Origin of the sequence: Ktedonobacter robiniae, from assembly GCF_016587375.1 — a bacterium.
Taxonomy (GTDB): domain Bacteria; phylum Chloroflexota; class Ktedonobacteria; order Ktedonobacterales; family Ktedonobacteraceae; genus Ktedonobacter; species Ktedonobacter robiniae.
Genome location: NZ_BNJG01000002.1, coordinates 2,544,668 through 2,569,367 on the forward strand (window position 1 = coordinate 2,544,668; position 24,700 = coordinate 2,569,367).

Here is a 24,700-nt window from a genome sequence, read left to right on the forward strand (position 1 = left end):
GCTTTATACATAGCTTTTGCGGTGGGTCAGGCCGAGGTCACGGAAGCCGTAGCGGCGGTAGAAACTGGAGGAATGTTCGGTGGAGGAGACCTCCAGGCGCGCGCGTGGGTAGAGGGCATGGCACGCGTCCAGCAGGCTGCTTCCCACACCGCGACCACGCCACTGCTCAACGATGAGGAGTTCAAAAATATAGGTTGTGATATGCTTATCGCTCCAGGCACGCACGAAGCCGATTACCTCGCCATCCGCTTCGGCGACGAGCGTGGGCCAGGAGTTGCGCCAGCCTGCCAGCGCGTCCTCTGGTCGTCGGCTTGGCGTCGGCCATCCCTTGGCCTCTGAGAGGCGTTGAATGGCTGGAAAATCCTGCTCCTGCCAGGCCCGAATCGCTATATCTTCTGGGAGGTTTAGTTGTGCGAGGGTGTGTTCCAGTTCGCTTATATGGTGAGATGTCATTGTCTTTCCTCTCGAGGTGTCTTTTGCATAGAAGTGTTTTTAATATAACACACCCTACCCCTGGCGTTTGCCGCCCAGGTAGCTTCTCCCCCCTTTCTATCAGGTTCCGGTACTACTGCTGCCCGTAGATCACGATGCCCAGTCCTTGCTGAGGTACATAGATCTTGCCTGTCGTAGGACTGGCGGTCACGTTATGCGATTTATCTGTGAGCGCGATCTGCTGTATCAACTGCCCATCCGCTTTGGTAATGGCCAGCGTGGCCGAGTCTGTGCTTAACTCATTGCTATTGGCGAAGAAGAAATGTTCATGGGTGTAGGCGACGAAATCACCGCTATCAGTATTGGGAACCAGGACGGCCTTCCCGGTCTTTAGATCCAGGATCTGAGAGTTGCCTGTGCTACAAGCCAGCCCAAGCTGCGCATGAGCGCCCATCGCCAGGCCATTGGGATTACAGACATAGGGAAGTGAATACTCGCGTCGACGCGTGGTCTTCTTCGTTGACGTATCATGTTGTAGCACGTAGACTGCGCCATAGGGATGCGTCGAAGCTCCCGTGACTGAGAGAAAGAAGCGCCCATCCGCGAACTCGATATCATCCAGGCCGCGTGTATCACCTGTGGTTGCGGCCTCAGGAAAGGTCAGGCGTGTCATCGGAAACTCATTCTGGCTCACCTTACTGGTATCGATGAAGGAGACCACGGGAATCTCGTCATCACCATTGACCACCGCCAGAAGGTGATCGGCCTCGTCGAAAGCCATCGCATCCGCGCGTAGCTCACCCAATTTGGGTGTAATACCCACAACCTGCTTCGTCTGCGTGCTGAGGAAAACCACTGTGCCATCACCATTGGAGACCGCAAGCAGGTCTGGAGCCACGCGAAGCACATGGTTGGGACCATTCTTATTATGTTCCTCGCCTGTGAAGGGACCAGAAATACTGTAGAGAAATGTATTCGTTTTTAGATCGAGCACATCGATGCTCTTATTGTCGCGATCGGCGAGATAATAGCGCGACTCGGCCTCGTCGAGATAGGCTCCATCAAAGACCAGCGAAGATGCATTGGGGAGCGCAATTGAGCTTATCTGCTTGTAATTGTTTGCCCTATGCGCGACTACTTTGGGAAGGGTCGGCTGGACCGTGCTAATGGCCCTCGAGAGGATAAAGAAGTGCGAGAGACAGAGTAGAGCGAGTAGCCCAAGAATGGATAGGAATATAACTACGGTAAGGACCTTGCTGCCCTTTAAATACTGTGCTTGCATTAGTTGAAAGCTCTCTTTACATTCAAGGGCCAGAAAGCCCCTGTGATGTATCCAGGGGATGAATGGCCTTTCCCTCTTGCTTTTGATGAGAACCTATGATAGACTCATCACTACAAATGAAGCTATTGCAAAGAGATTCGTCTTGTAGACGATGAGGCACGATACCCACCTCACGGTTGGTTGAGCTTCATACACCACAAGAAACGTGGTTGGTACCGTAGGGCATACGGAAACCTGAGAACTTCGGTTCTTGCAACGCTTCTGGACAGGCGGACCTCTACACTCTGAGGAGCGATCCTCAGAGGGCTTGCCCTCTGGATGAAGGAAGAATCCCCTGGATGTATCCAGGCGGAGTGTCAATAAGGAAAAGATATCTTGCTTTCAGCATAATGAGCCGGGGAATAAAGCGATATCAATAAGCCTTTGTAAGATGGCAAGAGGCATGACGCTATTAAAGTACACGTCTACATATGCTTGTTATATGTAGACGTGTACTTTAATAGCGTCATGCCCATATGGTATTTGACTTGATGCGTATTAGTCTCTGCTGGTTATGATCAAGGGCGAGCAGATGTTGTCCAGCTGTTGTCTGCGGCGGCGTGGGGCGAGTTGGGTGCGATCTGCATGAGCTCGATGCGGTTGCCATCGGGATCGGTCAGCCAGTACTGCCAGTTGTTGTCCAGACCACGGGTAGGCTCGCCGCTGATGGGAAGGCCGCGTGCCTCCAGCTCTTTGAGCGTTGTTGCCATATCCTCAACAAGGAGGCAGAAATGGTTGTAACCAACCTGGGAGGACTTGTTCTCGCCGGTCGCACCCGGAAAGAGTTCAATAAAGTGCCCAGGGGCGATCTGGAGGTAGACGATCCAGGGCGAGGGTGTCCCCTCGCGGTCCAGGCGGAAGGCCTCGCGTAGGCCCAGCTTATGGCAATAGAAGTCCAGCGAGCGCTCCAGGTTACTAATATTGAAGGCAATATGGCCTATTCCTTTAATCATGACACTCCTCATTTCTTTTCTGTATTGATTATCTTTAAAGTATGGCTTTATCTGCTAAAAAATGTCAAGTAAATATAGGCGAAAAATATGACCAGGGAGAAGAGAAGTGGTTGGGGTGGGTTATGCATATATGACCTGCCACAACCGCTTCTCTTCCTCACCCAATCCCGAGGGCGTGGCAGACGAAGCGGGTGGTCTCCTTGATGTAGTGCTCAATGGGGATGGGCACGTTGTAGATGTAGCATTGCACAGCAGCGTAGTAGACCGTGCCTACAATGAGGGTGGCCGTGATTGTGGGATCAATGCTTGAATTGATGGTGCCCTGGGACTGCTCGTAGCGTAGCAGGTCCGAGATCAGGCGATGGTAGGGCGAGAAGACAAACTCGTGCTCCGAGGCGGACTCCACGAGGCGCGCCAGGGCAAGGACATCGCGATAGGCACTCAGAATGTTGAAGGTGTCTGTAATGCTTTTCTCGATCTTCTGTTTCAATAGTCCAGGCTCGGCGAAGGCGCTGGTCAGCGCGGTCTGGACCTCGCTCTGCATCTCGACCGTGAGGATTTTAACAATCGAGGCCTTGGATGGGAAATACCAGTAAAAGGTTCCCTGAGCCACGCCCGCCCTCGCCACGATCTCCGAGATTTTTGTCGCTTCATAGCCCTTCTCCGCCATGATCTCACGTGAGACTTTAAGCAGTTCTGCGCGGCGGTCCACCCTGGTGTTTTTCGCGTTCTGGTGCATATCTTCTTATTCCCCTGGCTGCATAGAAATCTTGATGAGCGCTTTTTTTAGCATAGCACACCATAGGCTTAAAAGTACATTATTTTTCTTTGTTAAATTTGAATAAAATTCAGAATTGAATTTAGTTCAAATTTATGTTATGCTCGTGACGAAGAAAGTTTTGCCTGATATCTGGATGCCCAGGAACAGAACTCCACTCTCTGGCCCGATTTCTCCTTCGTGTTCCATCTCAAGGCACGCAAATTCGATCAGAGAGATTACAAATGTGTGTAAAAGAAGAGGGTCGAGAAAAGAACATGAAGGAAACCAGCCTGGTGTCAAAGAGAGTTCCACGACGTCAGCGTCTGATTGAGATTGGGCTAGACCTATTTGGACATCGATCATATGAAGAGATCTCCATCGATGATATCGCCACCGCCGCTGATATCTCGAAGGGGTTGCTCTACTACTACTTTCCTACCAAGCATGACTTTTACGTAGCGGTTGTAGAGCACGCGGCGCAGGGGATGTTGCAAGAGACGGAGCCGGATCCTGATCTGGAGCCAGCACAGCGCCTGCGTAGCAGCCTGCACGCCTACTTTAGCTATGTTGATCGGCACGCCAAAGCCTATGTGGCCCTGCTCAGAGGCGGCGTCGGCGTCGACGTTAAGGTCGCAGCCATTACCGATAGTGTGCGCCAGTCCTACATCCAGCGCATTATGGAGAATATTATTAGCGAACGCCCGCTGACACCCAGGCAGCGCATCGCCATCAATGGTTGGGTGGGCTTTGTTGAAGCCACCAGCATCGCCTGGCTCAACCAGCGCGACATCGACCTGGACGAACTCTGCGATCTGTCCGTCGCTGCCTTCGCTACCATCTTTCAATGATTATTTGCATAAACCAATAGAGTAAGGAGGCATGAGACCTTGAAGCTTGCAAGACATGTTATGACGCTCGATGGAGAGCGGATGCACTACTCAGTGGTGGGCCAGGGTGAGCCGCTAGTCCTGGTGCATGGCCTCTCTGGCTCGTGGCGCTGGTGGCTGCGCAATGTGCCTACCCTGGCGCAACACTATCGCGTCTATCTCGTGGATCTCCCAGGCTTTGGCAGTATGCGGCATCTATCGAAGAAGTTTGATCTATTGCGCTGTGCCGCGTGGCTGGATATGTGGATGAGGGAGCTTGGACTGGAGGAGGTGCGCGTGGTTGGGCATTCCATGGGCGGCTATATCTGTATGGAATTGGCGGCCCTGCGCCCGGAGAAGGTCAAGCATCTGGTGCTGGTGGATTCTATTGGCATCCCCTTTGGACCAATGGTAAGCCAGTTGGAGGCGATGGCCATGCGTTCTATTTATCGGACCACCCCAGCTTTCTGGCCCTATATGGCCTACGACTATTTACGAGCCGGGCGTGCCATGGTGCGGCGCGCGGCTAAGCAGATTATCGCCCTGGACGCCGCCTCCGTTATCTCCTCTGTTGCGGTCCCAACGCTTCTGGTCTGGGGCGACCAGGATGACCTGGTCCCGCTCTCGCTAGGTCAGCGGCTCCATGCTAACCTTACTGGCTCGCGTCTATTGATCCTTGAAGGCTCCAATCACTTTAGCATGTTTGACCAGCCGCAGGTTTTTAATAGCGCGTTGCTGGCCTTCTTCCAAGGTCAGGAGATCGGAGACTTCTATCAAGGGCAGAGTGGGGACATCTCCCTACTATAGGCGCCCGATTTATCGCCCGAATACCAAATTGTATCAATTACACTACCTAATATGTATGAAATGAAAATCCATTCTTTTGTGAAGTAATGCCTAATATACAGTACCGCTGCAATAAATCGCCTTGCGCGCGATAAATCGGGCGCCTATGTGATTGAAGATAGAAAGGAGTAATAGCCATGGCACAAGACGTTATTAAAGCGCCTACAGAGCGCGCTGTCCCGCGCTTGACGAGGCGCGAAGGTCTCTCTCTGATCATCAATAGCGATCCTCTCGGCATTCCATTGCGTCTGGCGCGTAAGTATGGGGATGTATTTTTTATGGAAGCGGGAGGCCAGAAGGTCTTTTTCCTCAATCATCCTGACGATGTCCGCGAACTCCTGGTTGTGCAGCACGAGAAGTTTTACAAGGGCGATGGCGTGATGCAGCTTGCGCGTATGCTTGGCCAGGGCCTAGTGACCAGCGAGGACCCTCTACATAAGCGGCAGCGGCGCCTGGTACAGCCCGCGTTCCATCGCAAGCGCATTGCTGGCTATGCCCAGGCCATGGTTGAGGCCGCGCAGGAGCAGGCGCGGAACTGGCGAGATGGCGCGACCGTGGACATGGTGGAAGAAATGATGGAGTTGACCCTCATCATTGTGGGTAAGACCCTATTTAATACCGACGTGGCGCGTGAGGCCGATACCGTCCAGCAGGCCCTGGTGACCTCGATGGAGGCCTTTCGTAAACTGAGCATGTCGCCCCTGGGCGCGCTGGTGGAGCGCCTGCCACTCCCCATTAACGCGCGCCTGCGCCAGGCACGCGAGCAGCTTGATGCGGTGGTCTATCGTATCATTGATGAGCATCGTAAGCAGGGAAAAGACCAGGGCGACCTGCTCTCCATGCTGCTTCTGGCACAGGACGAAGATGGCTCGGTCATGACTGATCAGCAGTTGCGCGACGAGGTCATGACGCTCTTCCTGGCAGGCCACGAGACGACCTCTAACGCCCTGGCCTGGACCTGGTACCTCCTGGCGCAGCATCCCGAGATTCTCTCCAGACTCCAGCAAGAAGTGGATAGTGTGCTGGCGGATCGGGCCGCAAGCATAGATGACCTTCCTCGTCTGCCTTATACCGAGCAGATCTTGATGGAATCTATGCGTATCCGCCCCCCATCTGGGCCATTGACCGCAACGCCATCGAGAACGTCAACCTGCGCGGCATCCACATCCCCAAGGGCTCCAAGGTCGTGCTCAGCCAGTATGTCGTACAGCATGACCCACGCTTCTATCCCGAGCCAGAGCGATTTGATCCCGAGCGCTGGACGCCCGAGGCCAGGGCTGAGCGGCCCAAGTTTGCCTACTTCCCCTTTGGCGGGGGACCGCGCCTCTGCATCGGCGAATCCTTCGCCTGGACTGAGGGCATCCTACTCCTGGCGACCCTGGCGCAGCGTTGGGAGGCCAGGCTCGCACCCGGCGCACGTGTCGCCTTCCAGCCCGCCGTCACTCTGCGCCCCAAATACGGTCTTAAGATGACCCTCCATCGGCGGGCTGCATAACTATTACACAATAAAGAGATATACCGCAATATGCGCGCGCGCATATTGCGGTATATCTCTTTATTTTTACCTGGGTAGGCCGGGTCCCAGCACAAAGAAGTAGATGATCAGGGCGACCACGCCGAGGGAGAGCCAGAGCCAGTCGCGTGTTGGCGTTAGAGGTTCTTCAGGTGTGTTGGGGAGGGGTTTCTTGATAATACCGTTGATTGGCATGAGAAAGGCCGTGCCGCCAAAGCTGGCTGCCGCACCCGAGATGAGGATGAGGAGTGGGCTGACGGGATTAAAGATTGCCGAGATGGTCAGCGCGGCACTGCCAGCCAGATAGGGCGTATAAGTCAGCATAAAGCGACGCTTGCCACGTTTATCGCTACCCTCTGTGGCGCGACCCGCGAAGGGTTCCAGGTTGCGCGCGCCAAGATAGAGTCCCAGTAGAGATATGATGATGCCTAGAATAGTCAGGCCGGTTCGCCAAGCCAGTTGTGCGGGAAGACCCTGTACGAAGTCGTTCCAATCGCCAAAGCCCGCGAATGTCAGGACCATCAGGTAGCCACCAGGAATGATCAGGTTGATCGTCGAGATTAGCCAGAGGAAGTATCGTGTGGTTCCCTTGCTACCCCTGAACAAGGGCATGATGCCAAGTGTAATTAACGCCACCACAATTTGTGCGCCACAGCCTGCCTCATCGACGATCTGCCGCTTCCAGTCTGGAACACCTGCAAAGCTTACATCTAGATCAACCGAGGAGACATGTTGGGGATGTAGACCCAGCAGAATGGCCGCCAGTCCATGGCCGAGGGCCTCATGCGTAATGGATGAGAGAAGATAAGCGACGACGCCAATCGCCGCCACTGTAAACAAATCAATCCGTGTCGTCGTCGTCTGGGCTTGCGCCTTCGCTGAACCGTCCAGCCTTGCTTCCATCTTTGCTTGCTCCTTACATAATGAAGAAATGAAAAAAAATTTGAAGTGCTTCAAGCTCAGTGTAAGCGAAAACCCAGCGAAAAATCCTCCTCCAAAAGGAGGAAATATAAGACGAATAGGATGAGCGTCGGGCCACTCTAGGCGCTGATCTGTGTGATGACCCGCTGGAGCACGCGTAAGCCAAAGGCGACGTTTGCGACTGAGATACGCTCATCATGTCCATGCGCCATCTGCTGTGGCGAGGGCCAGCCGGGCTCCGGCATCATTGGGTCAAAGCCATAGGCGATAATCCCTCGTGGTACCAGGAAGCGCGAGTCCGTCATGGCTGGCAGCAGGTACGGTGAGACCAGAGCCTCCGGATCATGCATGGCGAGCGCATCACGAATAGCCGTGAATAGCTCCGTGTCTTGCTCGCATTCATGCCCATTGAAGGTGACGCCCTCAACCTCAACCGCGACATTGGGGTCGGCGATCCTCCGCCGTAGCTCTGCCACAAACATCTCCGGCGTCTGTCCCGGGAGTAAACGTCCATCCAGAGTGGCCGTGGCCTCGCCTGGAATCACGTTAGAGGCGTAGCCAGCTTGTAAGAGGGTTGGTGAAGCCGTATTATGCAGCATGGCGCGCAGGGCATCGGCTATGTAGGTATCTAGCGTCCCGAGTAGCGACTCAGAGAGCAGCGGTTTGAGTACCAGGGGGAGAAGGGATTGCTGTGGCTGTTTCTGCGTTTGGGCCAGGGTGGCGATTAAGGCGCGTGCCGTTGCGGTCACATGCAGTGGCAACGGAGCCAGCGAGACGCGGCGGACCGCGTTCGCCAGGCACGAAATCGCGTTTCGCTGATGGGGAACAGAACCATGGCCAGGGTCGCCAGTAGCCCGCAACTTAATAAGAGCACTGCCTTTTTCAGCGGTTGAGCAGACATAGATGCGTTTGCCACCAACCTCGACGGCAAATCCACCTCCCTCATTGAGGGCATACTCGACATCTATAAGCTCGGGCGCGTTTTTGACAATCCAGCCCATGCCGTATGTGCCGCCTTGCTCCTCATCTGCTACGGCCAGGAAAATCAGGTCGCGGCTGAGCGTCATCTCCCCCGCCTTGGCCTGGCGGGCGGCGTGCAAAAAGAGCGTCAATTCTTTGGCTGTAAGGCTCTTCGTGTCCACGGCCCCGCGCCCGTAAATATACCCATTGTGGATGGTACCCCCAAAGGGATCCACAGACCAGTGCTCGCGCTCAACAGGGACCACATCCACATGCGAGAGCAGCAGCAACGGGCGCTTTGTGCCATTTCCACGTATCCGCGCCCAGATATTTACCCGACCAGGAGCGACCTCGAGTACGCGGTACTCGATTCCTTCTGCTTCAAACTGGGAACGAATATATTCGATAGCCGTGCTTTCATTGCCGGGTGGATTCACCGTCTCGCAACGCAGCAAGGCCTGTAGATGTTTTACGGCTTCTGCCGCCAGCTCCTCTGTGCTGTCAACAATATGTATGTCTCGCATATATACGCCCTTTCACTGTCAGCGGAGTCTCTAACAATACCAGCATGATCGCAAGCTAGCAGGCTCTTTAAAGGTGTTGGAGTTAGCAGTGTATCACAAAAAGGATGACCTTTTCCTTTTTGGCCTCAGGGCAGGATGGCGACTTGTGCATTCTGCATGCAGTTAACAGGTGAATACAGGCGAGCACCTATAAAAGATGCTCGCCTGTATTCACCTGTTGAAATGCTTTTGGTGATTTTATTTTGTGCTTTCCTGGCTCGATTGTGGTAATCCAATGCCATGCGCCAGAGGATCTCGCTCAACGTTATCGTAGTCGGTCGAGGTAATAAGGTGCTCCCAGCGCTCTGTCTCAGCGAGTTTGGCCTGGTCGACCAGGCGCGCAGTTTTAAAGGCGTCTCTTCCCAGGGGCAAACGAAGTGGTGGGTTCGCTTCATTCACAATGGTAATGAGTGCCTGAGCGGCTTTGTCCGGGTCACCAGGCTCTTTACCAGCAATTTCCTCCCTATAGGCCACCATCGGGTCAAGGATGCTCTTATAATCTTCGCTCGCCTCTATGAAGGTCATGGAAGCACCGCCCCAATCTGTACGAAAACTGCCGGGCTCAACCAGGGTGACCTTAATCCCGAGGTGCTTGACCTCGCGCGAGAGGACTTCGGAGAAGCCTTCGACCGCCCATTTCGCGGTCTGGTAGGGACCCAGGCCTGCTGCGGTCGTGCGTCCTCCAATTGAGGAGACCTGGAGGAAGTGACCAGAGCGCTGCTGACGCAGGACCGGAAGCGCGGCTCGCGTCACATTGATTACACCCCACAAATTGGCTTCAAGTTGGGCGTGCCACTCTTCTTCGGAGGCATCCTCAATTGTTGTCACGTTAGCATATCCGGCATTGTTGACCACGACATCGAGCCGCCCAAAGGCTTCGATGGCGGTCGCGACCGCTGCGCGAGCCTGCTCGGGATTGGTGACGTCGAGAGCGATGGTACGCATCTGCTTACCATATTTTACTGCTAGGTCACTGAGCTGCTCAGGTTTACGTGCTGTGGCAACCAGCTGATCCCCGTGTTGCAACACAGCCTCAGCGAGGCTGCGGCCCAGGCCGCGTGAGCTTCCCGTAATCAACCAGACTTTTGACATATATAGTTCCTTTCTTGAAGAATCCGTGGAGAAGCGAATGACCAATATCCCTTTGGATAGTAAGCATTGTAGAGCCGAGGAATGATTGGAACCAGGAGCGTAGTTATCATATGTGTGAAAGTAACATGATATATTGTTCTCTAGCACCAGCATCACTAATCATGCGAGCCACGCAGTGGCGAGAAGTCACGAATAAGAGGGTTGAACCATATGAGAGACAATACAAAGAGGCGGGCCGAACTCGGCGATTTTCTGCGCACACGGCGTGCGCGCTTGCAACCGGAGCAGCTTGGACTATCGACCTTTGGTAGGCGCAGAACTCCGGGACTCAGACGCGATGAAGTGGCCCAACTCGCTGGAGTTGGCGTCTCCTGGTATACCTGGCTGGAGCAAGGGCGAGATATCACCGTCTCCGAGCAGGTTGTTGAGCGACTCGCTGAAACGCTGCAACTTGAGAGTGAAGAGCGCCGGCATCTCTTTGTCCTCGCGCGTGGCATGGTTCCCGTCGTGGTCGAGCAGACTGCAATTATTCCTCCTCCGCCCGGCACTCAGGCCGTGCTCGATGCCCTGGGCATAACCCCCGCCATTCTGGTTGACCATCGTTTTAACCTGGTGGCCTGGAATGAAGGCGCCTGTCGCGTCTTTGGCGACTTCTCTCTGCTTGGGGAGAGAGAGCGAAATAGAATCTGGAACATGTTCACCAATTCCGCGACGCGCCAACTTTTTGTCGATTGGGAAGAGGCGGCTCAGCATGCCGTTATGCATTTGCGTTCTGCCTATGACCAGTACATTGGCGATGTCTGGTTTGAACAATTGTTGGCAGACTTACAGCGGGAAAGCCCTGAGTTCCGCACACTGTGGTCAAAGCATAATGTGCAAGCCTCTTGTGATCTTTATCACGAGAAGATTTTGAACCATCCGCAAGTTGGCCATCTCCACTTCTCAAGCAGCGTGTTTATAGTGCCGATTACTCCCCCACTCCACATGGTAACCTATACGCCCTCCTCGCCAGAGACAGCAAGCAAGCTTGTGACAATGGGCGAAACAGGGCATGTTCACACGTTGGTGCGCTGAGTCGCATATGTACTTGCTCGATACAGGTAATGCCTGAGCCATCTGCATTTTTGGACGTTTGCTTTAGAGGCACCTTTACGCCAATTTTGTATCAGGCGCCAGATGAGCTATGCCTTCCATTATGATAAGCAATACATCATCGGCTACTTTTTCCGCTGAGAGCCTGGTTTCCTCCTGATACCAGTGAACCGCCACTCCCAAAATCGTCCAGCTTACGACTCTGGCAATTGTCTCAATTGGAACACGCCAGCGCGCCCCGGTATTCTTCTCCTGCTGTAACCACGTTAAGAGAAGGCTTGCCAATGCATCTTTGGTAGCACGTTCAATGAGTGGGTCAACAACCTCGGCTGGATCGCACTGACCATACTCGTCCTCGAAGTGTTCCAGCACGACTTTAACAAGGAGATGCAGTGTCTGTTTGTTCCAGCGCGGTTCTGGTGGAAGGCTATGCTGCAACAGCGCTTGAAACTGGTCATGGATAAGCTCTTCCAGTAAGGCATACTTGTCGGGGTAGTGAGCGTAAAAGGTTCCTCGGTTGACATTGGCCTGGTCAGCGATATCCTGAATGGTCATCGCCATAAAGCCCTTTTCCTTCATGATCGTAATGGCCGCCTGTCGTAATAGCTGATGTGTGCGTTGCACACGTCGTTCCATGCTCTTTGGTGGGGTAGCCATAGTCTATCCTCCTTTATCTGGGCGCATATGTAACTCAACAAGTCCCTCTGTTTGTTCCCTACCCGACAAAAGCGCGAAATTGCTGATTGATTGTCGAGCTTTCAGGCTCTAGTATTATAGACAACTGTTACTCAGTAAACAACCGGTAATTAATGTTCAAAAGGGTAAAAAAAGGAGAAAATGCAATGCAATACACGACTTTGGGGAGGACCGGGTTGGTCGTATCCAGGCTCACGTTGGGGACTATGACCTTTGGCGAAGGAGTTTCTCATGGCTTTGAACATTCAGTGAATCAAGAGCGCGCAAACAGGATGGTCTCTCAGGCCATCGAAGCTGGTATTAACCTCTTCGATACCGCGAACAATTATGGCGGGGGGCGCGCCGAAGAGTTTCTTGGTCGTGCGCTTGGATCGCGGCGGAGTGACGTTATCATCGCTACGAAACTCGGGGCGCGTACTGGTCCAGCACTTACAGATGCAGGTCTGTCATATCGTCATGTTATTGCCTCGACAGAAGCCAGCCTCAAACGCCTGGGAACAGACTATATCGACCTTTTGCAACTTCACGTTCCTGATCCTCTGACGCCCTTTGAGGAGACAGCTCGCGCGCTAGATCACCTGGTACAGCGCGGATTAGTACGCTATGTGGGGTATTCCAATCTCGGTGATTGGCAGGCCGCGACCTTTCTGGCAACACAGCGCCAGCATGAGTATGCTCCCTTTGTTTCCGCACAGATGTACTACTCGCTTTTAGGGCGTGATATCGAGTATGGAGTGACTCCATTCTTACGCTATGAGGGCCTGGGCTTGTTAGTCTGGAGTCCGCTCGCTGGTGGGTTCCTGAGTGGGAAGTATACGAGAGAGCAGCCCAAAGTCAGCGATGGACGGCTGACCTCATTTGACTATCTCTCTCTCCTTTTGATTGATCGCGAAAAAGGTTATGTCGTTGTCGATAAATTGCGCGATATCGCGGTCACTCATAGGGATGCGACCCCGGCCCAGGTTGCCCTGGCCTGGTTGCTGGCAAAACCCTATGTCTCTTCGGTCATTATCGGAGCCAGCAAATCAGAGCAATTTGCTGACAATCTGGCGGCGACCAATCTATCCCTTACAACAGAGGAAATAGAGGCGCTTGATACCCTTACCGAACCGAAGCCGCTCTACCCCTACAAATGGCAAGCAAGCGGAGGTGACCATATGGTGCGTCAGGCTTTGGGTATGCGATAGGCGATGCTAAAGGATGTGGGGTGTATGTTGCGTGGCCCACATCCTGTACCCAGGGAGATATCAGAGGTAGCTGGTAATCAAACACTTGAATAATTAGCCTGGACCATTTATACTAAAAAATGTTGTATATTGCTTTAAGTGGATGAAAGGTTTGTGCTCTGATGACCTGGACTTTAGCTTGCTAGTATCTCCACTAGCCGCATAGATTTCTCCATCTTCTCTTGCTCGCTTTCTTCGCGGGACCGTGTGTGTTGGCTATCAGGCATGACAATAGCACTCCATGTGATCATTTGCGTCTGAACTGGCCAACGAACGAGCGCGGAAGGCTGATCGAGCCTGGAGGAAAAGCTGGTGGCGGATGTTGAGCAAGAGATGCGGTTCAGGTTAGCGCGCATTGTGTCCTCCTTTCCTGTATACAGGCGCTCTCTCCCTCTCTCATCCTTTTACGTGAAAACTCCCTTTGCATAGCGTTGGATTCTTGCGCCTTTTTCCCCTCAGGGGGAGAAGAGATGTACAGTGAAAAAGGAGATTTTTTATGCCTGATTTACGTCCAGTGGTTCCGACTGCCCAGGTCTTCACTCTTTTGAGCCAGCATTTTAGCGCGCCGATCCTTGATTTGACACCAGTCGAAGGCGGACAGGTGGCGCGTGTGTTCTCCTTTCGTGTGGAGAAGCAAGAGTATATTGTACGCTTCAATCTGGACAAGATGCTCTCCTCAAATTTTCCCAAAGAAGCGTATGTCGCACGCAAACTGGCCAGGACCTCGCTGCCTATCGCGCCTATTCTGCATATCTGGCAGGTAACTAAAGGCTTATCATGCAACGCATAAGCTGAGAACTATGAAAGCGCTTGCGGTCTCTAGTAAAAATCGGACCTTCTTCAAGGTCCGATTTTTGCTAGAGACCTGTTTCTTCCGGTGTGGTTACGTCCCTTATAAGGATGCGGAGAGAGCCTGCTCCAATTTTGATATCGAAGCTTCCGTGGCTGAGTAGACTTTCACGCGTAAATCAGGGGAAAAGGATGTTTGGAAGGTTACATGGTCAAATTCCAACCATCCCAGCGTCGGGTGCTTCACGACTTGAGGCCCATCGGGCAAACCGCGTACATTTTGTTGTTCCCACCACTGACAAAATTGTGGGCTGGCCTGTTGCAGGTCTTCGATGATTTCACGAAAAGAGACATCGCCCGGATAGCGAGCGTAATCGGCACGAAATTGTGCCACCAGGCTTTGTGCCTGCTTCTCCCATTCTTGATAGAGGGTACTGTTTTCACGTTGAAAAAAACGCCAGATGACATTGTGCGAGTGAGGTGGACATGGCTCGTGAAAACGAAATAACAGCTCTGCTGCTCGGTTCCAGGTAAGCACATTCCAGCACCGCCCAATCATAAAAGCCGGGTGAGGATTGAGTGCATTGACAACGCGTTGGAGCGCAGGCGTCACCTGTTCCTCCTCCATTCTCTTTCCAGATACTTCTCCATATGCCAGGAGGAAGAGATGTCGCTCCTCAGCAGCAGTAAGCCTGAGAGCCGTTGACAGGCTGGAGAGCACCTGTTTGGAGGGATGAATATCCTGTCCCTGTTCAAGCAGCGTATACCAGGAAATACCTATGTTGGCAAGCTCTGCAACCTCCTCGCGCCGCAATCCCGGTGTACGACGACGATTGCGAGCGGGCAAGCCCACCTCTGCGGGCTGAATGCGTGCTCGTCGTGTGCGTAAGAAAGCGGCCAGCGCTTCCCTGCGTTCTCTTTCATCCATCTCTTCTGCTTCTTATCCTGCTAGTTTTAATCATACGATAATCAAACGCTGGTTATACGATCAGCTCATGCCTATACTAGCAAAGAGAAAATCGAAGGTCAAGGAAGGAGCCATCGTATTGGTGAGAAGGCAGCGGCAAGTACCCCCTTAAAAAGTGGAACCGCATTTAAGAAGAAAAATAAGATAGAAATTGAGAAGGAGATTGACTATGGATACTATTCGCGCAATTGTTGTTGACCCTGATGTGAAAGGACGCCTGGCGTTACACGAGGTTGAGTCACCATCGCCTGCGTCATCAGAAGCACTGGTTCGTGTCTCTGCCATCTCGCTCAATCTGGGCGAGGTACGTACGGCGGTTTTGCGTACCTCGGAAACGGGATGGCGCCCAGGGTGGGATCTGGCTGGGGTGGTGGAGCAAGCGGCTGCTGATGGATCGGGGCCATCCGTTGGGGCCAGAGTCTTTGGCCTGGTTAATTCTGGAGCATGGGCGGAACTTGTCGCGGTTCCTACAGCTTCGTTGGCAGCGATCCCTGATGGTATCACATTTGCTCAAGCAGCAACGTTGCCAGTCGCGGGCCTGACTGCTTTGTATGGACTGGAGAGAGCTGGCTTTCTACTCAATCGGAAAGTGCTGGTCACGGGGGCTTCGGGTGGTGTGGGCCATTTTGCCTGCCAACTGGCCCGTCAGGGAGGTGCTACGGTGGTCGCCCTTGTTCGGCGCGTGGAGCGTGTGGCCAGTGCCCGAGCAATAGGGGCGCATGAGGTAGTCGTTGGAGAGGACGTTGCTCTGGCTCGCTCGTTTGGCCCTTATGATATCGTCATAGATACATTAGGCGGCAAATCTTTAAGTACTGCTTTGACTTTACTGGAGACAGATGGCGTCTGTGTGAATGTAGGAGCGGCAGGAGACCCGGAAGCAACGTTGCAGAGTCGATTGGAAGCAGCAAAAAAAGGACCATTCCTCGTTCCTGAAATCGAACGCATGTTAAATGCGGCGAAAGATCTGGGAAGATTGGCTCAAATGGTCGCTGAGGAACGGTTGCATCCGCAAATTGGGCTGGAGGCTTCCTGGACCAAAGTTGCCGAGGTTGCCCAGAGCCTTCTGGACCGTCGTATCGCGGGTAAGGCGATACTGTATGTCTCCTGATGGTACAACTCACATGATCCTGTTGAACCTTGGTCACGAATTTTTCAAATAAGTTGACAATACCTGTTGAAGAGAGGTCACCTTGTTTGTCTGGTGACCTCTTGTACTTCGCATTGTTATGCGTCTGGTGAAGTGGGATCATTCTGCTGTACGATCATGCTCTGCCGTATTGCATCGCTTTTTTTACGGCCTTGCCGGCTATAAAAAAACGTCCAGACCGCGAGTATTCCTATAATGCCGTAGATGATGAATGGGGAAATGATCAGGAATTGCTCGGTGCTCAGGGCGAGGACCAGGTAGATACGTATCGCTGCTTCAAGCAGAAATCCAATACCCCAGACCGTTGTCATCACGCGCATAGAGGTGCGGAAGCCCCGATACTGCCAGAGTGAATCAAACCAAGGAATATTTTTTGGATGGTTGCCTGTCGCGAAGTGACGAGAGAAATAGAACATGAGAGGCCTGGAGAAAAACAAGGATAGCAAGAATACCAGCCCAAATACGACGGTAAAAAAAGACTCTCGTATCAGATAGACTTTGGGGCTACCTCCCAGGAAAGTGATGATGAGCGAAGCGGCAATCCCTGCCAGGGCGATACCGGCAAGCAAATCAATGCGTTTCCTGCGGAGAATCCCTATGATGCTCTCAAGCAGAGATGGTACGCCCGAAGCTACGAGGGCCAGGAGGTCCGAGGTATTGGTATAACTTTTCAGAAGCGTGTAAATGATGAAAGGGAGCGCTCCGTTGATCAGAAGGCTGCCTACCAGGCTCCCTATGCTCGCTGTTCGGCTTGCTTTTTGCGTCGTTTCTGGCTGTGCTTGTAATGATGCCGTAATTTCCATGATACTTACTCCTTGAGATATCCCGGCTCTGAAATATTTCCTTGCGAGCATCCTGTTCCTTATTCGGGGCAATTCACGTAGGAATTGCCATAGCCCACAAAACTACAGAGCCGATATGCCCCAGTATAATCTCATCATGAGCAGAAATCCTCCACCAAAAGGAGGAACGAGAGGTGAATTGTGGGCGGTTCTTTGGCTTTCGTAGAGGCATGAGCGGTCGCCCTGGGAGAGGAGGAGGCTAGAGCAGATTGAGTCGGCGAGCCTGGATCAACGCCTGCGTGCGGCTCTTAACCCCCAGTTTGGCATAGATGGCCCTGATATGCGATTTCACAGTGCTCAGTGCTATGACGAGTTGTCGGGCGATCTCCCCATTTGATCGCCCCTCGCTGATGTGTCGCAGTACTTCACACTCACGCTCGCTCAGCGACTCAACCAGTTCAGCTTGCTCACCTGATGGCACACCTATTTGCTGCTCCTGTTTGCAAAGCAGAATCAATCTATCGAGATAGCTAGATGCAGGAGCGGGATTTTCTGTGGTGCGTTGCTTGCGCAGTTCGTCACGTAAACGATAAAGAAGGGTAAGCAAGGGCGCACCTTCGTCCAGAAAAACGCGAAGGTAGCCTCTGGGCTCCGCCAGGCTCAGGGCGCGAGTGATGAAAGAGAGCGCCTGCCCCGCATTGCCCTGGGCCTCCTCGAGCAAGGCGCGCAGGGTGAGCCACTGGATCAGGTTACCGGTTCTCCCCTGTTGCTCTGCTAACATCTGCTGGCTTTGCAACACCTGTTCCGCTTCCTGCCAGCGTTGGTAGGTAAGCAACAACTTTATGTAGAGCCGGTAGTGGTTGTGCTTCAATGAGATGAACTGGCGTAGCACTAATTGATCGCTATGTTCGGGGAGAACATATTCTTGCAACCAGTAATAGCCTGTGTCATCATCACCTAAATCATGCATCAACAGAGCGTATTCGCCCTTCACGGCGGGGAGCACCTCATTCCCCACCCATTTTTGTGAGAGGAAGCCTGCAATCTCTTCAAGGCACAAACGTACGCCTGCTATGTCTTTCCTGATGAATTGGATACGTGCCAGCCCCAATTGTCCAAGAAGGAAATGGACATCGGAATCAGATTCTGTGAGGAGATCAATCTCCTCGCACGATGCGATGGCTAACCTGAAATAGTGCTCCGCCATTTCCAGATTGTTACGTTCATACTCGATATTGCCGAGGAAGATGTATGCGGTCCCCTGGGTGAGGAATGCCTTCCCTTTCGCTAACTCAAGAATATCCTGGGAAATGCGCGTTACATCATGCAACTGGCCCATCATCTCATAGAGCATTACCAGGCGATACCCGGTGCTGGTCATCCAGGTAACACTACCATCAGCAATGGCGGAGGCCAGCGCATCTTCCAGAGTAGCAGTAGCTTCGAACAGGTCGCCGCGCAGAATAGAGACCGTGCTCAGATGTTGTGCGATGCGTGCACGATGCGCCATGCCAGCTACATGAACAACCGCGCGACGACACACAGCCTGGCTAAAAGCCGCTCCATCGGGGCGCTCCATATTCAACACTCCATAGAGAGCCAGCATCTCGGCGATCCGGTTGGCTCTCTGTTCCTCGCCCCAACGCGAGCGAGGATAGAGCATATCAACATGTGCGCTGATTGTCTGCTCCAGGGTGGCGACATCCTCTATCTCCAGGTCGGGTAATGCGTGCTGCTGGATATACTCGCGCATCATCTCAGCGACGACAGCGGCATGACCAGCGTACCAGCGCCACCAGCACTCATAGAGAAAGAGGCGCAGGCGTGAAAAGACTATCAGGCGAGGCAGCATCGCCACCCAGTTCATCACCATCTGAACGTTTCCGCGACTGATAAGTTCCACTCCAGCCTCTTCTGCAATATTGGCGATGCTCTCCCAATCGCCAGCGGAGCGAGCATGGGCGACGGCCTCGGCCAGCATTCCTTGCTCGCGATACCAGAGAGAGGCGCGACGATGCAATTCTGGTACCAGTGTGGCGGCACTCTGCTGTAAGCGTTGGAGCAGCATGTCGGCAAAGACCTGGTGATAGCGATACCAGTGGCGTGTCTCATCCAGAGGCGTCAAGAAGAGATTGGCCTGATAGAGCCAGTTCAGGGTCTCCTCGCCATTGAGTTGTGCACTAACGGCCTCACAGAGTTGAGCCTCTAGTTGTGAGAGAATCGAGGTTCGCAAGAGGAATTGTTGGATCCGCTCGGGCAAGTGTGCCAGTACCTCCTGTCCCAGGTATTCGGCGATGTAGCTCTGGCTGCCCTTGAGACTCTCTAAGAAATTGGGCGCTTTCGGCTGATCATGCAAGAGGAGCGCGACCATTTGCAGCCCCGCCGCCCAGCCAGCAGTGCGCTCTTCCAATAGCGAGATCTCTGTGTGAGTAAGAGGAGCTTTTCCGTGGCGTGCGAAAAACGCTAGCGTCTCCTCACTCGTAAAGCGTAGGTCGTCGGCTCGTATTTCAAGCAGAAGTTGGCGAACCCGAAGGCGCGCAAGCGGCAAAGGAGGATCATGGCGTGCCGCGATAACTATGTGTAGATGTGCAGGTAGATGCTCTACCAGGAAGGTCAGGCCCTGGTGAACGGACTCGTCGCTAATTACATGATAGTCATCCAGTACGAGTAGTGCCTCGCCGTTTGACTTCTGGGGTCTGAACTTCTCGTTCTCCAGCAGATTGAGTAGCAGCGTCAGGATGCGCTCAATCGTGGGACGCTGAGGGGTGTGGAGCATACGCAGGGCATAGGTGCCCGCGCCGGGATAGAGGGTATCTATAGCCGTGAAGAGGTAAGGCCAGAAGCACGTGGTATCGTTATCGCTTGTGTCGAGGGAGACCCAGACCGAGAGCGATGTCTGGGTGCGCAACCAGCTACTAAGCAGCGTACTCTTGCCAGAACCAGCGGGAGCGCAGATCAGGGTCAGGGAGCGTGCCTGTGCTTGGTGCAGGCGTTCAATGAGGCGCGTGCGCTCGACAAGGTGCTGGGGTGTCAGGGGGACGCGGAGCTTGGCCGCCAGTAGCTCTTCCTGTGCCAGGCTATGTATCTCCTTGCCTGTTGTAGCTTGCTTGGTTGCACCTCCATTTTTGTCGTCTTCAACGTCTGCTGCGAAGAGTCCAGCTACCTCCTCCAGTCGCTGAAGTGTGAGCACCGCGCCTTTGCCCAGGTACTTCTTGCGTACCCGCTTCTGCGAGCGCTGATAGGCATACCAGTACCAGTCACCCTGCTTCACCTGCTCGCGGCGCGCTGTATATGTGCCCTGCCGTCCTCGGAAGGCGAACGAGGCTGCCTGTGCCAGCACCTCCTGCCATGCTGAAGCGTCCGCCTCCAGCACTATTTCTTTTACCTCTGCGTGCTGATCACAGAGAATATATGCCTGGCGTGCCTCTGACCAGGATAGGATGTATGCTGCTGCCCTTGGCATCCTCTCCCACCTTTTTCATCCCTAGTGATGTTACCTAACGCTGTGTTACCTAAACCCAAGTATAGATGACTGTAGAAGAAGATGCAAGTTGCTGCATTCTCATTCTGTCCCTTTGTACAGAAGAATCGCTGGTCGTTTGGCGGATCATCAATGACCAATTTTGTACTAGAATAGAAGATATTCTATTCTTTGGGGATATCTAATAAAGAATTGCAAGGGTGAAAATGGACATACAAGCTTACCTGCGACGCATTGACTACCAGGGCTCGCTTGAGCCAAATATCCAGACCCTAAACGCACTGCATGAAGCACACCTGCTCTCGGTTCCTTTTGAAAACCTCGATATCCACCTGGGAAGAGAGATTCGCCTGGATGAACGCTCCCTCTGGACGAAGGTTATTGAGGAGAGGCGTGGCGGATTCTGCTATGAACTCAATGGTCTTTTTGCCTCACTCCTACGAGCGCTGGGTTTTCAAGTTGATCTCCTCTCTGCTGGTGTGGGGCATTCCTCAGGGGGCTTTGGGCCAGAGTTTGACCACCTCACCTTGCTTGTTCATCTAGAGGAGGATTGGCTGGCGGATGTAGGCTTTGGCGATAGTTTTCGCCTTCCCCTTCGTATGCAGCCCGCGCTTATGCAGCCTCAGACCTGGGGAAGCTATCGCCTGGTGCAAGAGGATGAATATTGGGTCCTGGAGCGGCAATACGACGACTGGAAGCCAGAGTATCGTTTTACCCTTCAGCCTCATATACTAAGCGATTTCTCTGCTATGTGCCACTATCAGCAGACCTCTCCCCAGTCGCACTTTACGCAAAATCGTGTGTGCTCGCTTGCCAGAAATGATGGGCGTATCACTCTCAGCAATCAACGCCTGATCACAACAGTTCATGGCGAGCGTCAGGAGCAGATACTAGCCAGCCAGGAAGAATATAGTGCCGCCCTCGCCACATATTTTGGTGTCTATCTCAAAGCCTGACCTGTTGGCCTATAGCGCCTTTGGCGAGTTTTATTTTATTGCTTGCATGGCATTTTTATCCCTGCTATACTTGGCGGTGTTGGGTGATCGGGTGTTGGGTGATTGAAGAGGAAATACACAACCTCCCTTGAAGGGGTAGGCCACCTGAAGGGGGCAAGCAGTAAAAGATCTATGCCAAAGCCATCGCTGTACGTGCTCACATGGTCAGAAGAGCAGCAGTGTTATGAACTGACAACAGGTGGACAATTCCAACGCTCTTTTCGCCAGGAAGATGAGTCAGAGTGGCTTGCCTGGCTGGGGGACCAGACCTCGTTTGCTTTTGAGGGTTACGGTGGTCATCTTAGTATTATTAAGGAAGATCGCCCCCGAGGCGCGGGGTACTGGTATGCCTATAGCAGGCAGGCTCGCCGCACTCACAAGTGCTACGTAGGGCGAACTGCCACGTTTGCGCGCTTAGAACAGGCTGCCTCGAACCTCATAGGTAAAGATGGAACCAGCGCAAAGCTAGCCGTGCGGACCGCGCGTGCTGTCGCTGTTTCTGAGCCACAGAAAGCATTGCTCAGCCCTGTAAAGCAGGATCTCGCCTCGCTTCTCACAACAAAACTCTCTCCGCCCCAACTTCCGCCTTCGCTGGTAGAACGGAAACGCTTGCTCAAAGACCTGGACGCGACATCTTCTCATCGTTTAGTGCTCCTCTCCGCTGCCGCTGGTAGTGGAAAAACGACACTACTCTCCATGTGGGCGGCGCGGAAGCGTGCTTCTACACAGGCTATTGCCTGGCTATCACTGGAGGAGCAGGATAACGATCCTCTACGCTTCTGGAGCTATGTCATTGCCGCCTTGCGTATCCATGTACCAGGTGTGGGTGAAACCGCTCTGAGCATGCTGCAAGCACCACGGTCTCCGCTTCTCTCGACGATCCTGACAGCCCTCATTAACGACCTGGCTGCCTGCCAGGTCGAGACTGTGCTGATATTGGACGACTATCATGTCATCAACGGCCCGGCCATTGTTAGCTCCTTTCAATTCTTGCTAGAGCATCTTCCTCCCAGATTGCACCTGGTTGTGGCTGGACGCTATGATCCGCAGCTAGCTCTGCCACGTTTGCGTGTGCGGGGACAGGTCGTCGAGCTACGTGAGCAAGATTTACGCTTTACGCGTGCCGAAGTCGTAGACTTCTTCACCCAGACTATGAAACTCCCCCTGGCGGAGGTAGAGATCGATGTGCTAGAGCAACGGGTCGAGGGCTGGATCGCGGGTCTACAACTGGTGGCCCTTGCCATGCGTGCGCGAGCAGATTATTCTACATTTGTCCAACAATTGCATAGTGGGCAGCGCTTCATTCTAGAATATATGCAGGAAGAGATTTTGGAGCACCAGACCCAGGAGGTACAGGATTTTCTCCTTCACACAGCCATCTTAACTCGCCTACAAGCCTCGCTCTGCCAGGCGGTGATGGAGGGGACCAGTGCGCAAGCCTGCCAGCAAATGCTTCGCACCCTGGAGAAAGCCAATCTCTTCCTCGTCCCTCTCGATGAGGAGCGGCACTGGTATCGCTTTCATAGCCTCTTTCGTGATATGCTCCAGGCGCGCCTGCAAGCTATCTTCCCAGAGCGTGTTCCTGTTTTACACCAGCGAGCGGCCCGGTGGTATGCTCAACAAGGTAATACACGCGAGGCGATTCTTCATGCAATTGCGGGCAGCGATTGCGCCTTCGCCGCTGACCTGATGGAGCAATCAGCAGAGCACATGTGCTTGAATGGAGAAATTGCGCAGTTGTATGTCTGGATTACAGGTTTGCCCGATCCACTACTGTTGGCTCATGCTGGCCTTGCTCTGACAACAACTTTGCAGATTTTGTTGCAGGCCCTTTATGATCCCGATGAACAGTGGAACCAGGCGGTGAGCGGGACGGGTCAGATCCTCAAGCGTATAGAGATGTATTTGCGTAGCCATAAGATTCCAGAGGTAGAACGGCATATACTCCAGAATCGCCTGGACTTGTTGCGCGGGTGGATTGCGAGCAGGGACGTGCTTATCCAGAAGGATGGGGAGCAGATGCGCCTCCTGAGCAGCCGCTTGCAGGAACTTGCCAGAGATGAGAATGTGGTGTGGAAGATGCTTCCAACCTATCATCTTGTTGCCGGGGAAGTGAAGTCGGTCGCTTTGCTTCCGTTGCTGTCCGAGTTGAAGCAGCAAGCTGAAAGAGAACAGCATCCCTACGAGGCCATATGGATGATGGAGAGGCTCGGTGTCATCTATCGAGATAGGGGGCAATTGCGGCAAGCCTATCAGATCACGAATGAGGCATTGCAGCGTTTGCAGCAGATGGGGAAAGCCCGGTCTCTGTTTGGCTATCTTCACCTGCACCTGGCTGAATTGCATTGGACCTGGAGCCAGCTTGCAGAGGCGCGAACTCATCTCGATGCCGCGCTGCAATTCGCTCGAACCTGGCAACATGTGGATATACAGCTTACAGGTTGTTACCAATCTATACGTATGTTCCTTGCAATGGGACAACGAGAAGAGGCAGAGCAGGCCTTGAAAGAGGCAGAGCACTTGAGCCAGCAGAGCCAATGGAAACATCATCGCAACCTGGTAATGGCTGGGCGCGCCCTGGTCTGGCTTGCACAAGGCGATCTCGCCTCGGCCTCTGCCTGGGCAACTCACAACGAGGTCAAGCCCCATACTTTTAGCTACATTCATGATGAAGAATATGCGGAAGCTATAGCCCTGGTGCGTGTCTTTCTCACGTTACGGAGGAATACTGATGCTCTGCACCTCCTGAACCATATGCTCGTGCGTGCTGAGCAGAACGAGAGTATATGGCAGGTCATGCCTCTCCTGGCGCTCCAGGCAGCAGCATTACAGGCTTCTGGCGAAGATGACCGGGCCAGGCAGGTCACGCTCCGGCTGCTCCAGTTAGCTGAGCCAACTGACTACCTGCGTGTGTACCTGGACGCGGATACGCCTCTACGACAGGTACTTCAGAGCCTCCTGAACCCCACGATCACCCAACATGTGCATTCGTTATCCTCCGAAGTAGCGATCAAAACCCTGCTGGCGGCTTTTGAGCAACAGGCTGACCAGGTAGTCTCGCTAGTCCTGCCCTGGCCACTCACTGCACGTGAGCAGGAGGTTTTAGGTCTATTGGCACAAGGCAAGACGAATCAGGAGATTGCCGATCAGCTCGTCGTTTCGCTGGCAACTGCGAAGAAACATGTCTCTAACATTCTGAGCAAGCTGGGGGCCGAGAATAGAGCACAGGCTATTGCTCGCGTACGTGAGGTTCCCCGACGCATGCTTTAGCAGCGTCGGACCCATCTGCTTGATGGGT

The 24,700-nt window shown here is 53.5% G+C and carries 20 protein-coding genes and 1 pseudogene; 9 read left to right on the plus strand and 12 right to left on the minus strand.

Annotated features, from left to right (window positions below; genetic code table 11):
* Positions 1-3: 3 nt before the first annotated feature.
* From JMJ04_RS31875 to JMJ04_RS31890, 4 genes are all read right to left on the minus strand, one after another.
* Positions 4-453 carry a GNAT family N-acetyltransferase gene (locus tag JMJ04_RS31875; RefSeq protein ID WP_201374374.1) on the minus strand — a complete coding sequence of 150 codons (450 nt, stop codon included), beginning with the start codon at positions 451-453 and terminating at the stop codon, positions 4-6.
* A 112-nt stretch (positions 454-565) separates the two neighbouring features.
* Entirely contained in the window at positions 566-1,714 is a 1,149-nt protein-coding gene (locus JMJ04_RS31880) for a YncE family protein (RefSeq protein ID WP_201374375.1), read from the minus strand.
* Positions 1,715-2,271: 557 nt separating this feature from the next.
* Positions 2,272-2,706 (minus strand): VOC family protein, encoded by a 435-nt coding sequence (locus JMJ04_RS31885; RefSeq protein WP_201374376.1) that lies wholly within the window; start codon positions 2,704-2,706, stop codon positions 2,272-2,274.
* A gap of 157 nt (positions 2,707-2,863) precedes the next feature.
* A complete protein-coding gene (locus tag JMJ04_RS31890; protein ID WP_201374377.1) occupies positions 2,864-3,445 on the minus strand; it encodes a TetR/AcrR family transcriptional regulator in 582 nt (193 codons plus the stop codon).
* A 314-nt stretch (positions 3,446-3,759) separates the two neighbouring features.
* Here JMJ04_RS31890 and JMJ04_RS31895 point away from each other — a divergent pair, with 314 nt between their 5' ends.
* The 3 genes and pseudogenes from JMJ04_RS31895 to JMJ04_RS31905 all read left to right on the plus strand — a co-directional run bounded on the left by JMJ04_RS31895 (position 3,760) and on the right by JMJ04_RS31905 (position 6,673).
* Positions 3,760-4,314 carry a TetR/AcrR family transcriptional regulator gene (locus JMJ04_RS31895; RefSeq protein WP_201374378.1) on the plus strand — a complete coding sequence of 185 codons (555 nt, stop codon included), beginning with the start codon at positions 3,760-3,762 and terminating at the stop codon, positions 4,312-4,314.
* Between the two features lie 39 nt (positions 4,315-4,353).
* Positions 4,354-5,139 (plus strand): alpha/beta fold hydrolase, encoded by a 786-nt coding sequence (locus JMJ04_RS31900; RefSeq protein ID WP_201374379.1) that lies wholly within the window; start codon positions 4,354-4,356, stop codon positions 5,137-5,139.
* A gap of 317 nt (positions 5,140-5,456) precedes the next feature.
* A pseudogene (locus tag JMJ04_RS31905) lies at positions 5,457-6,673 on the plus strand (cytochrome P450).
* 66 nt (positions 6,674-6,739) lie between these two features.
* Here the strand turns inward: JMJ04_RS31905 and JMJ04_RS31910 are convergent.
* The 3 genes from JMJ04_RS31910 to JMJ04_RS31920 all read right to left on the minus strand — a co-directional run bounded on the left by JMJ04_RS31910 (position 6,740) and on the right by JMJ04_RS31920 (position 10,227).
* A complete protein-coding gene (locus JMJ04_RS31910; protein WP_201374381.1) occupies positions 6,740-7,594 on the minus strand; it encodes a hypothetical protein in 855 nt (284 codons plus the stop codon).
* A gap of 137 nt (positions 7,595-7,731) precedes the next feature.
* Positions 7,732-9,096 (minus strand): M20/M25/M40 family metallo-hydrolase, encoded by a 1,365-nt coding sequence (locus tag JMJ04_RS31915; protein WP_201374382.1) that lies wholly within the window; start codon positions 9,094-9,096, stop codon positions 7,732-7,734.
* A 237-nt stretch (positions 9,097-9,333) separates the two neighbouring features.
* Complete coding sequence (locus JMJ04_RS31920) at positions 9,334-10,227, minus strand: oxidoreductase (RefSeq protein WP_201374383.1); 894 nt, start codon at positions 10,225-10,227, stop codon at positions 9,334-9,336.
* 210 nt (positions 10,228-10,437) lie between these two features.
* On the opposite strand from JMJ04_RS31920, the gene JMJ04_RS31925 reads away from it, so the two are divergent.
* On the plus strand, positions 10,438-11,301 hold the full coding sequence (locus JMJ04_RS31925; protein WP_201374384.1) for a helix-turn-helix transcriptional regulator: 864 nt from the start codon (positions 10,438-10,440) through the stop codon (positions 11,299-11,301).
* A 75-nt stretch (positions 11,302-11,376) separates the two neighbouring features.
* On the opposite strand, the gene JMJ04_RS31930 is transcribed toward JMJ04_RS31925, so the two are convergent.
* Positions 11,377-11,976 (minus strand): TetR/AcrR family transcriptional regulator, encoded by a 600-nt coding sequence (locus JMJ04_RS31930; protein ID WP_201374385.1) that lies wholly within the window; start codon positions 11,974-11,976, stop codon positions 11,377-11,379.
* A 185-nt stretch (positions 11,977-12,161) separates the two neighbouring features.
* Here JMJ04_RS31930 and JMJ04_RS31935 point away from each other — a divergent pair, with 185 nt between their 5' ends.
* A complete protein-coding gene (locus JMJ04_RS31935; protein ID WP_201374386.1) occupies positions 12,162-13,202 on the plus strand; it encodes an aldo/keto reductase in 1,041 nt (346 codons plus the stop codon).
* Between the two features lie 173 nt (positions 13,203-13,375).
* Here the strand turns inward: JMJ04_RS31935 and JMJ04_RS31940 are convergent, their stop codons facing one another.
* Complete coding sequence (locus JMJ04_RS31940) at positions 13,376-13,597, minus strand: hypothetical protein (RefSeq protein ID WP_201374387.1); 222 nt, start codon at positions 13,595-13,597, stop codon at positions 13,376-13,378.
* 140 nt (positions 13,598-13,737) lie between these two features.
* Here JMJ04_RS31940 and JMJ04_RS31945 point away from each other — a divergent pair, with 140 nt between their 5' ends.
* Positions 13,738-14,031: an aminoglycoside phosphotransferase family protein gene (locus tag JMJ04_RS31945; RefSeq protein WP_201374388.1), complete on the plus strand. Its 294-nt coding sequence runs from the start codon at positions 13,738-13,740 to the stop codon at positions 14,029-14,031.
* A gap of 102 nt (positions 14,032-14,133) precedes the next feature.
* Here the strand turns inward: JMJ04_RS31945 and JMJ04_RS31950 are convergent, their stop codons facing one another.
* Entirely contained in the window at positions 14,134-14,958 is an 825-nt protein-coding gene (locus JMJ04_RS31950; RefSeq protein WP_201374389.1) for a helix-turn-helix transcriptional regulator, read from the minus strand.
* Between the two features lie 208 nt (positions 14,959-15,166).
* On the opposite strand from JMJ04_RS31950, the gene JMJ04_RS31955 reads away from it, so the two are divergent.
* A complete protein-coding gene (locus JMJ04_RS31955; protein WP_201374390.1) occupies positions 15,167-16,105 on the plus strand; it encodes a zinc-binding dehydrogenase in 939 nt (312 codons plus the stop codon).
* A 116-nt stretch (positions 16,106-16,221) separates the two neighbouring features.
* On the opposite strand, the gene JMJ04_RS31960 is transcribed toward JMJ04_RS31955, so the two are convergent.
* Both JMJ04_RS31960 and JMJ04_RS31965 read right to left on the minus strand, forming a co-directional pair.
* Entirely contained in the window at positions 16,222-16,947 is a 726-nt protein-coding gene (locus JMJ04_RS31960) for a VC0807 family protein (RefSeq protein ID WP_201374391.1), read from the minus strand.
* A gap of 238 nt (positions 16,948-17,185) precedes the next feature.
* Positions 17,186-20,389 (minus strand): winged helix-turn-helix domain-containing protein, encoded by a 3,204-nt coding sequence (locus tag JMJ04_RS31965; protein WP_201374392.1) that lies wholly within the window; start codon positions 20,387-20,389, stop codon positions 17,186-17,188.
* A 224-nt stretch (positions 20,390-20,613) separates the two neighbouring features.
* Here JMJ04_RS31965 and JMJ04_RS31970 point away from each other — a divergent pair, with 224 nt between their 5' ends.
* Positions 20,614-21,363: an arylamine N-acetyltransferase family protein gene (locus tag JMJ04_RS31970; protein WP_201374393.1), complete on the plus strand. Its 750-nt coding sequence runs from the start codon at positions 20,614-20,616 to the stop codon at positions 21,361-21,363.
* 171 nt (positions 21,364-21,534) lie between these two features.
* Entirely contained in the window at positions 21,535-24,672 is a 3,138-nt protein-coding gene (locus tag JMJ04_RS31975) for a winged helix-turn-helix domain-containing protein (RefSeq protein WP_201374394.1), read from the plus strand.
* Positions 24,673-24,700 lie beyond the last annotated feature (28 nt).

What these genes read in the sequence shown, in the direction of transcription:
- JMJ04_RS31875 (WP_201374374.1), bottom strand. Translation starts at nt 453, where the DNA reads ATGACATCTCACCATATAAGCGAACTGGAACACACCCTCGCACAACTA.
- JMJ04_RS31880 (WP_201374375.1), bottom strand. Translation starts at nt 1,714, where the DNA reads ATGCAAGCACAGTATTTAAAGGGCAGCAAGGTCCTTACCGTAGTTATA.
- JMJ04_RS31885 (WP_201374376.1), bottom strand. Translation starts at nt 2,706, where the DNA reads ATGATTAAAGGAATAGGCCATATTGCCTTCAATATTAGTAACCTGGAG.
- JMJ04_RS31890 (WP_201374377.1), bottom strand. Translation starts at nt 3,445, where the DNA reads ATGCACCAGAACGCGAAAAACACCAGGGTGGACCGCCGCGCAGAACTG.
- JMJ04_RS31910 (WP_201374381.1), bottom strand. Translation starts at nt 7,594, where the DNA reads ATGGAAGCAAGGCTGGACGGTTCAGCGAAGGCGCAAGCCCAGACGACG.
- JMJ04_RS31915 (WP_201374382.1), bottom strand. Translation starts at nt 9,096, where the DNA reads ATGCGAGACATACATATTGTTGACAGCACAGAGGAGCTGGCGGCAGAA.
- JMJ04_RS31920 (WP_201374383.1), bottom strand. Translation starts at nt 10,227, where the DNA reads ATGTCAAAAGTCTGGTTGATTACGGGAAGCTCACGCGGCCTGGGCCGC.
- JMJ04_RS31925 (WP_201374384.1), top strand. Translation starts at nt 10,438, where the DNA reads ATGAGAGACAATACAAAGAGGCGGGCCGAACTCGGCGATTTTCTGCGC.
- JMJ04_RS31930 (WP_201374385.1), bottom strand. Translation starts at nt 11,976, where the DNA reads ATGGCTACCCCACCAAAGAGCATGGAACGACGTGTGCAACGCACACAT.
- JMJ04_RS31935 (WP_201374386.1), top strand. Translation starts at nt 12,162, where the DNA reads ATGCAATACACGACTTTGGGGAGGACCGGGTTGGTCGTATCCAGGCTC.
- JMJ04_RS31940 (WP_201374387.1), bottom strand. Translation starts at nt 13,597, where the DNA reads ATGCGCGCTAACCTGAACCGCATCTCTTGCTCAACATCCGCCACCAGC.
- JMJ04_RS31945 (WP_201374388.1), top strand. Translation starts at nt 13,738, where the DNA reads ATGCCTGATTTACGTCCAGTGGTTCCGACTGCCCAGGTCTTCACTCTT.
- JMJ04_RS31950 (WP_201374389.1), bottom strand. Translation starts at nt 14,958, where the DNA reads ATGGATGAAAGAGAACGCAGGGAAGCGCTGGCCGCTTTCTTACGCACA.
- JMJ04_RS31955 (WP_201374390.1), top strand. Translation starts at nt 15,167, where the DNA reads ATGGATACTATTCGCGCAATTGTTGTTGACCCTGATGTGAAAGGACGC.
- JMJ04_RS31960 (WP_201374391.1), bottom strand. Translation starts at nt 16,947, where the DNA reads ATGGAAATTACGGCATCATTACAAGCACAGCCAGAAACGACGCAAAAA.
- JMJ04_RS31965 (WP_201374392.1), bottom strand. Translation starts at nt 20,389, where the DNA reads ATGCCAAGGGCAGCAGCATACATCCTATCCTGGTCAGAGGCACGCCAG.
- JMJ04_RS31970 (WP_201374393.1), top strand. Translation starts at nt 20,614, where the DNA reads ATGGACATACAAGCTTACCTGCGACGCATTGACTACCAGGGCTCGCTT.
- JMJ04_RS31975 (WP_201374394.1), top strand. Translation starts at nt 21,535, where the DNA reads ATGCCAAAGCCATCGCTGTACGTGCTCACATGGTCAGAAGAGCAGCAG.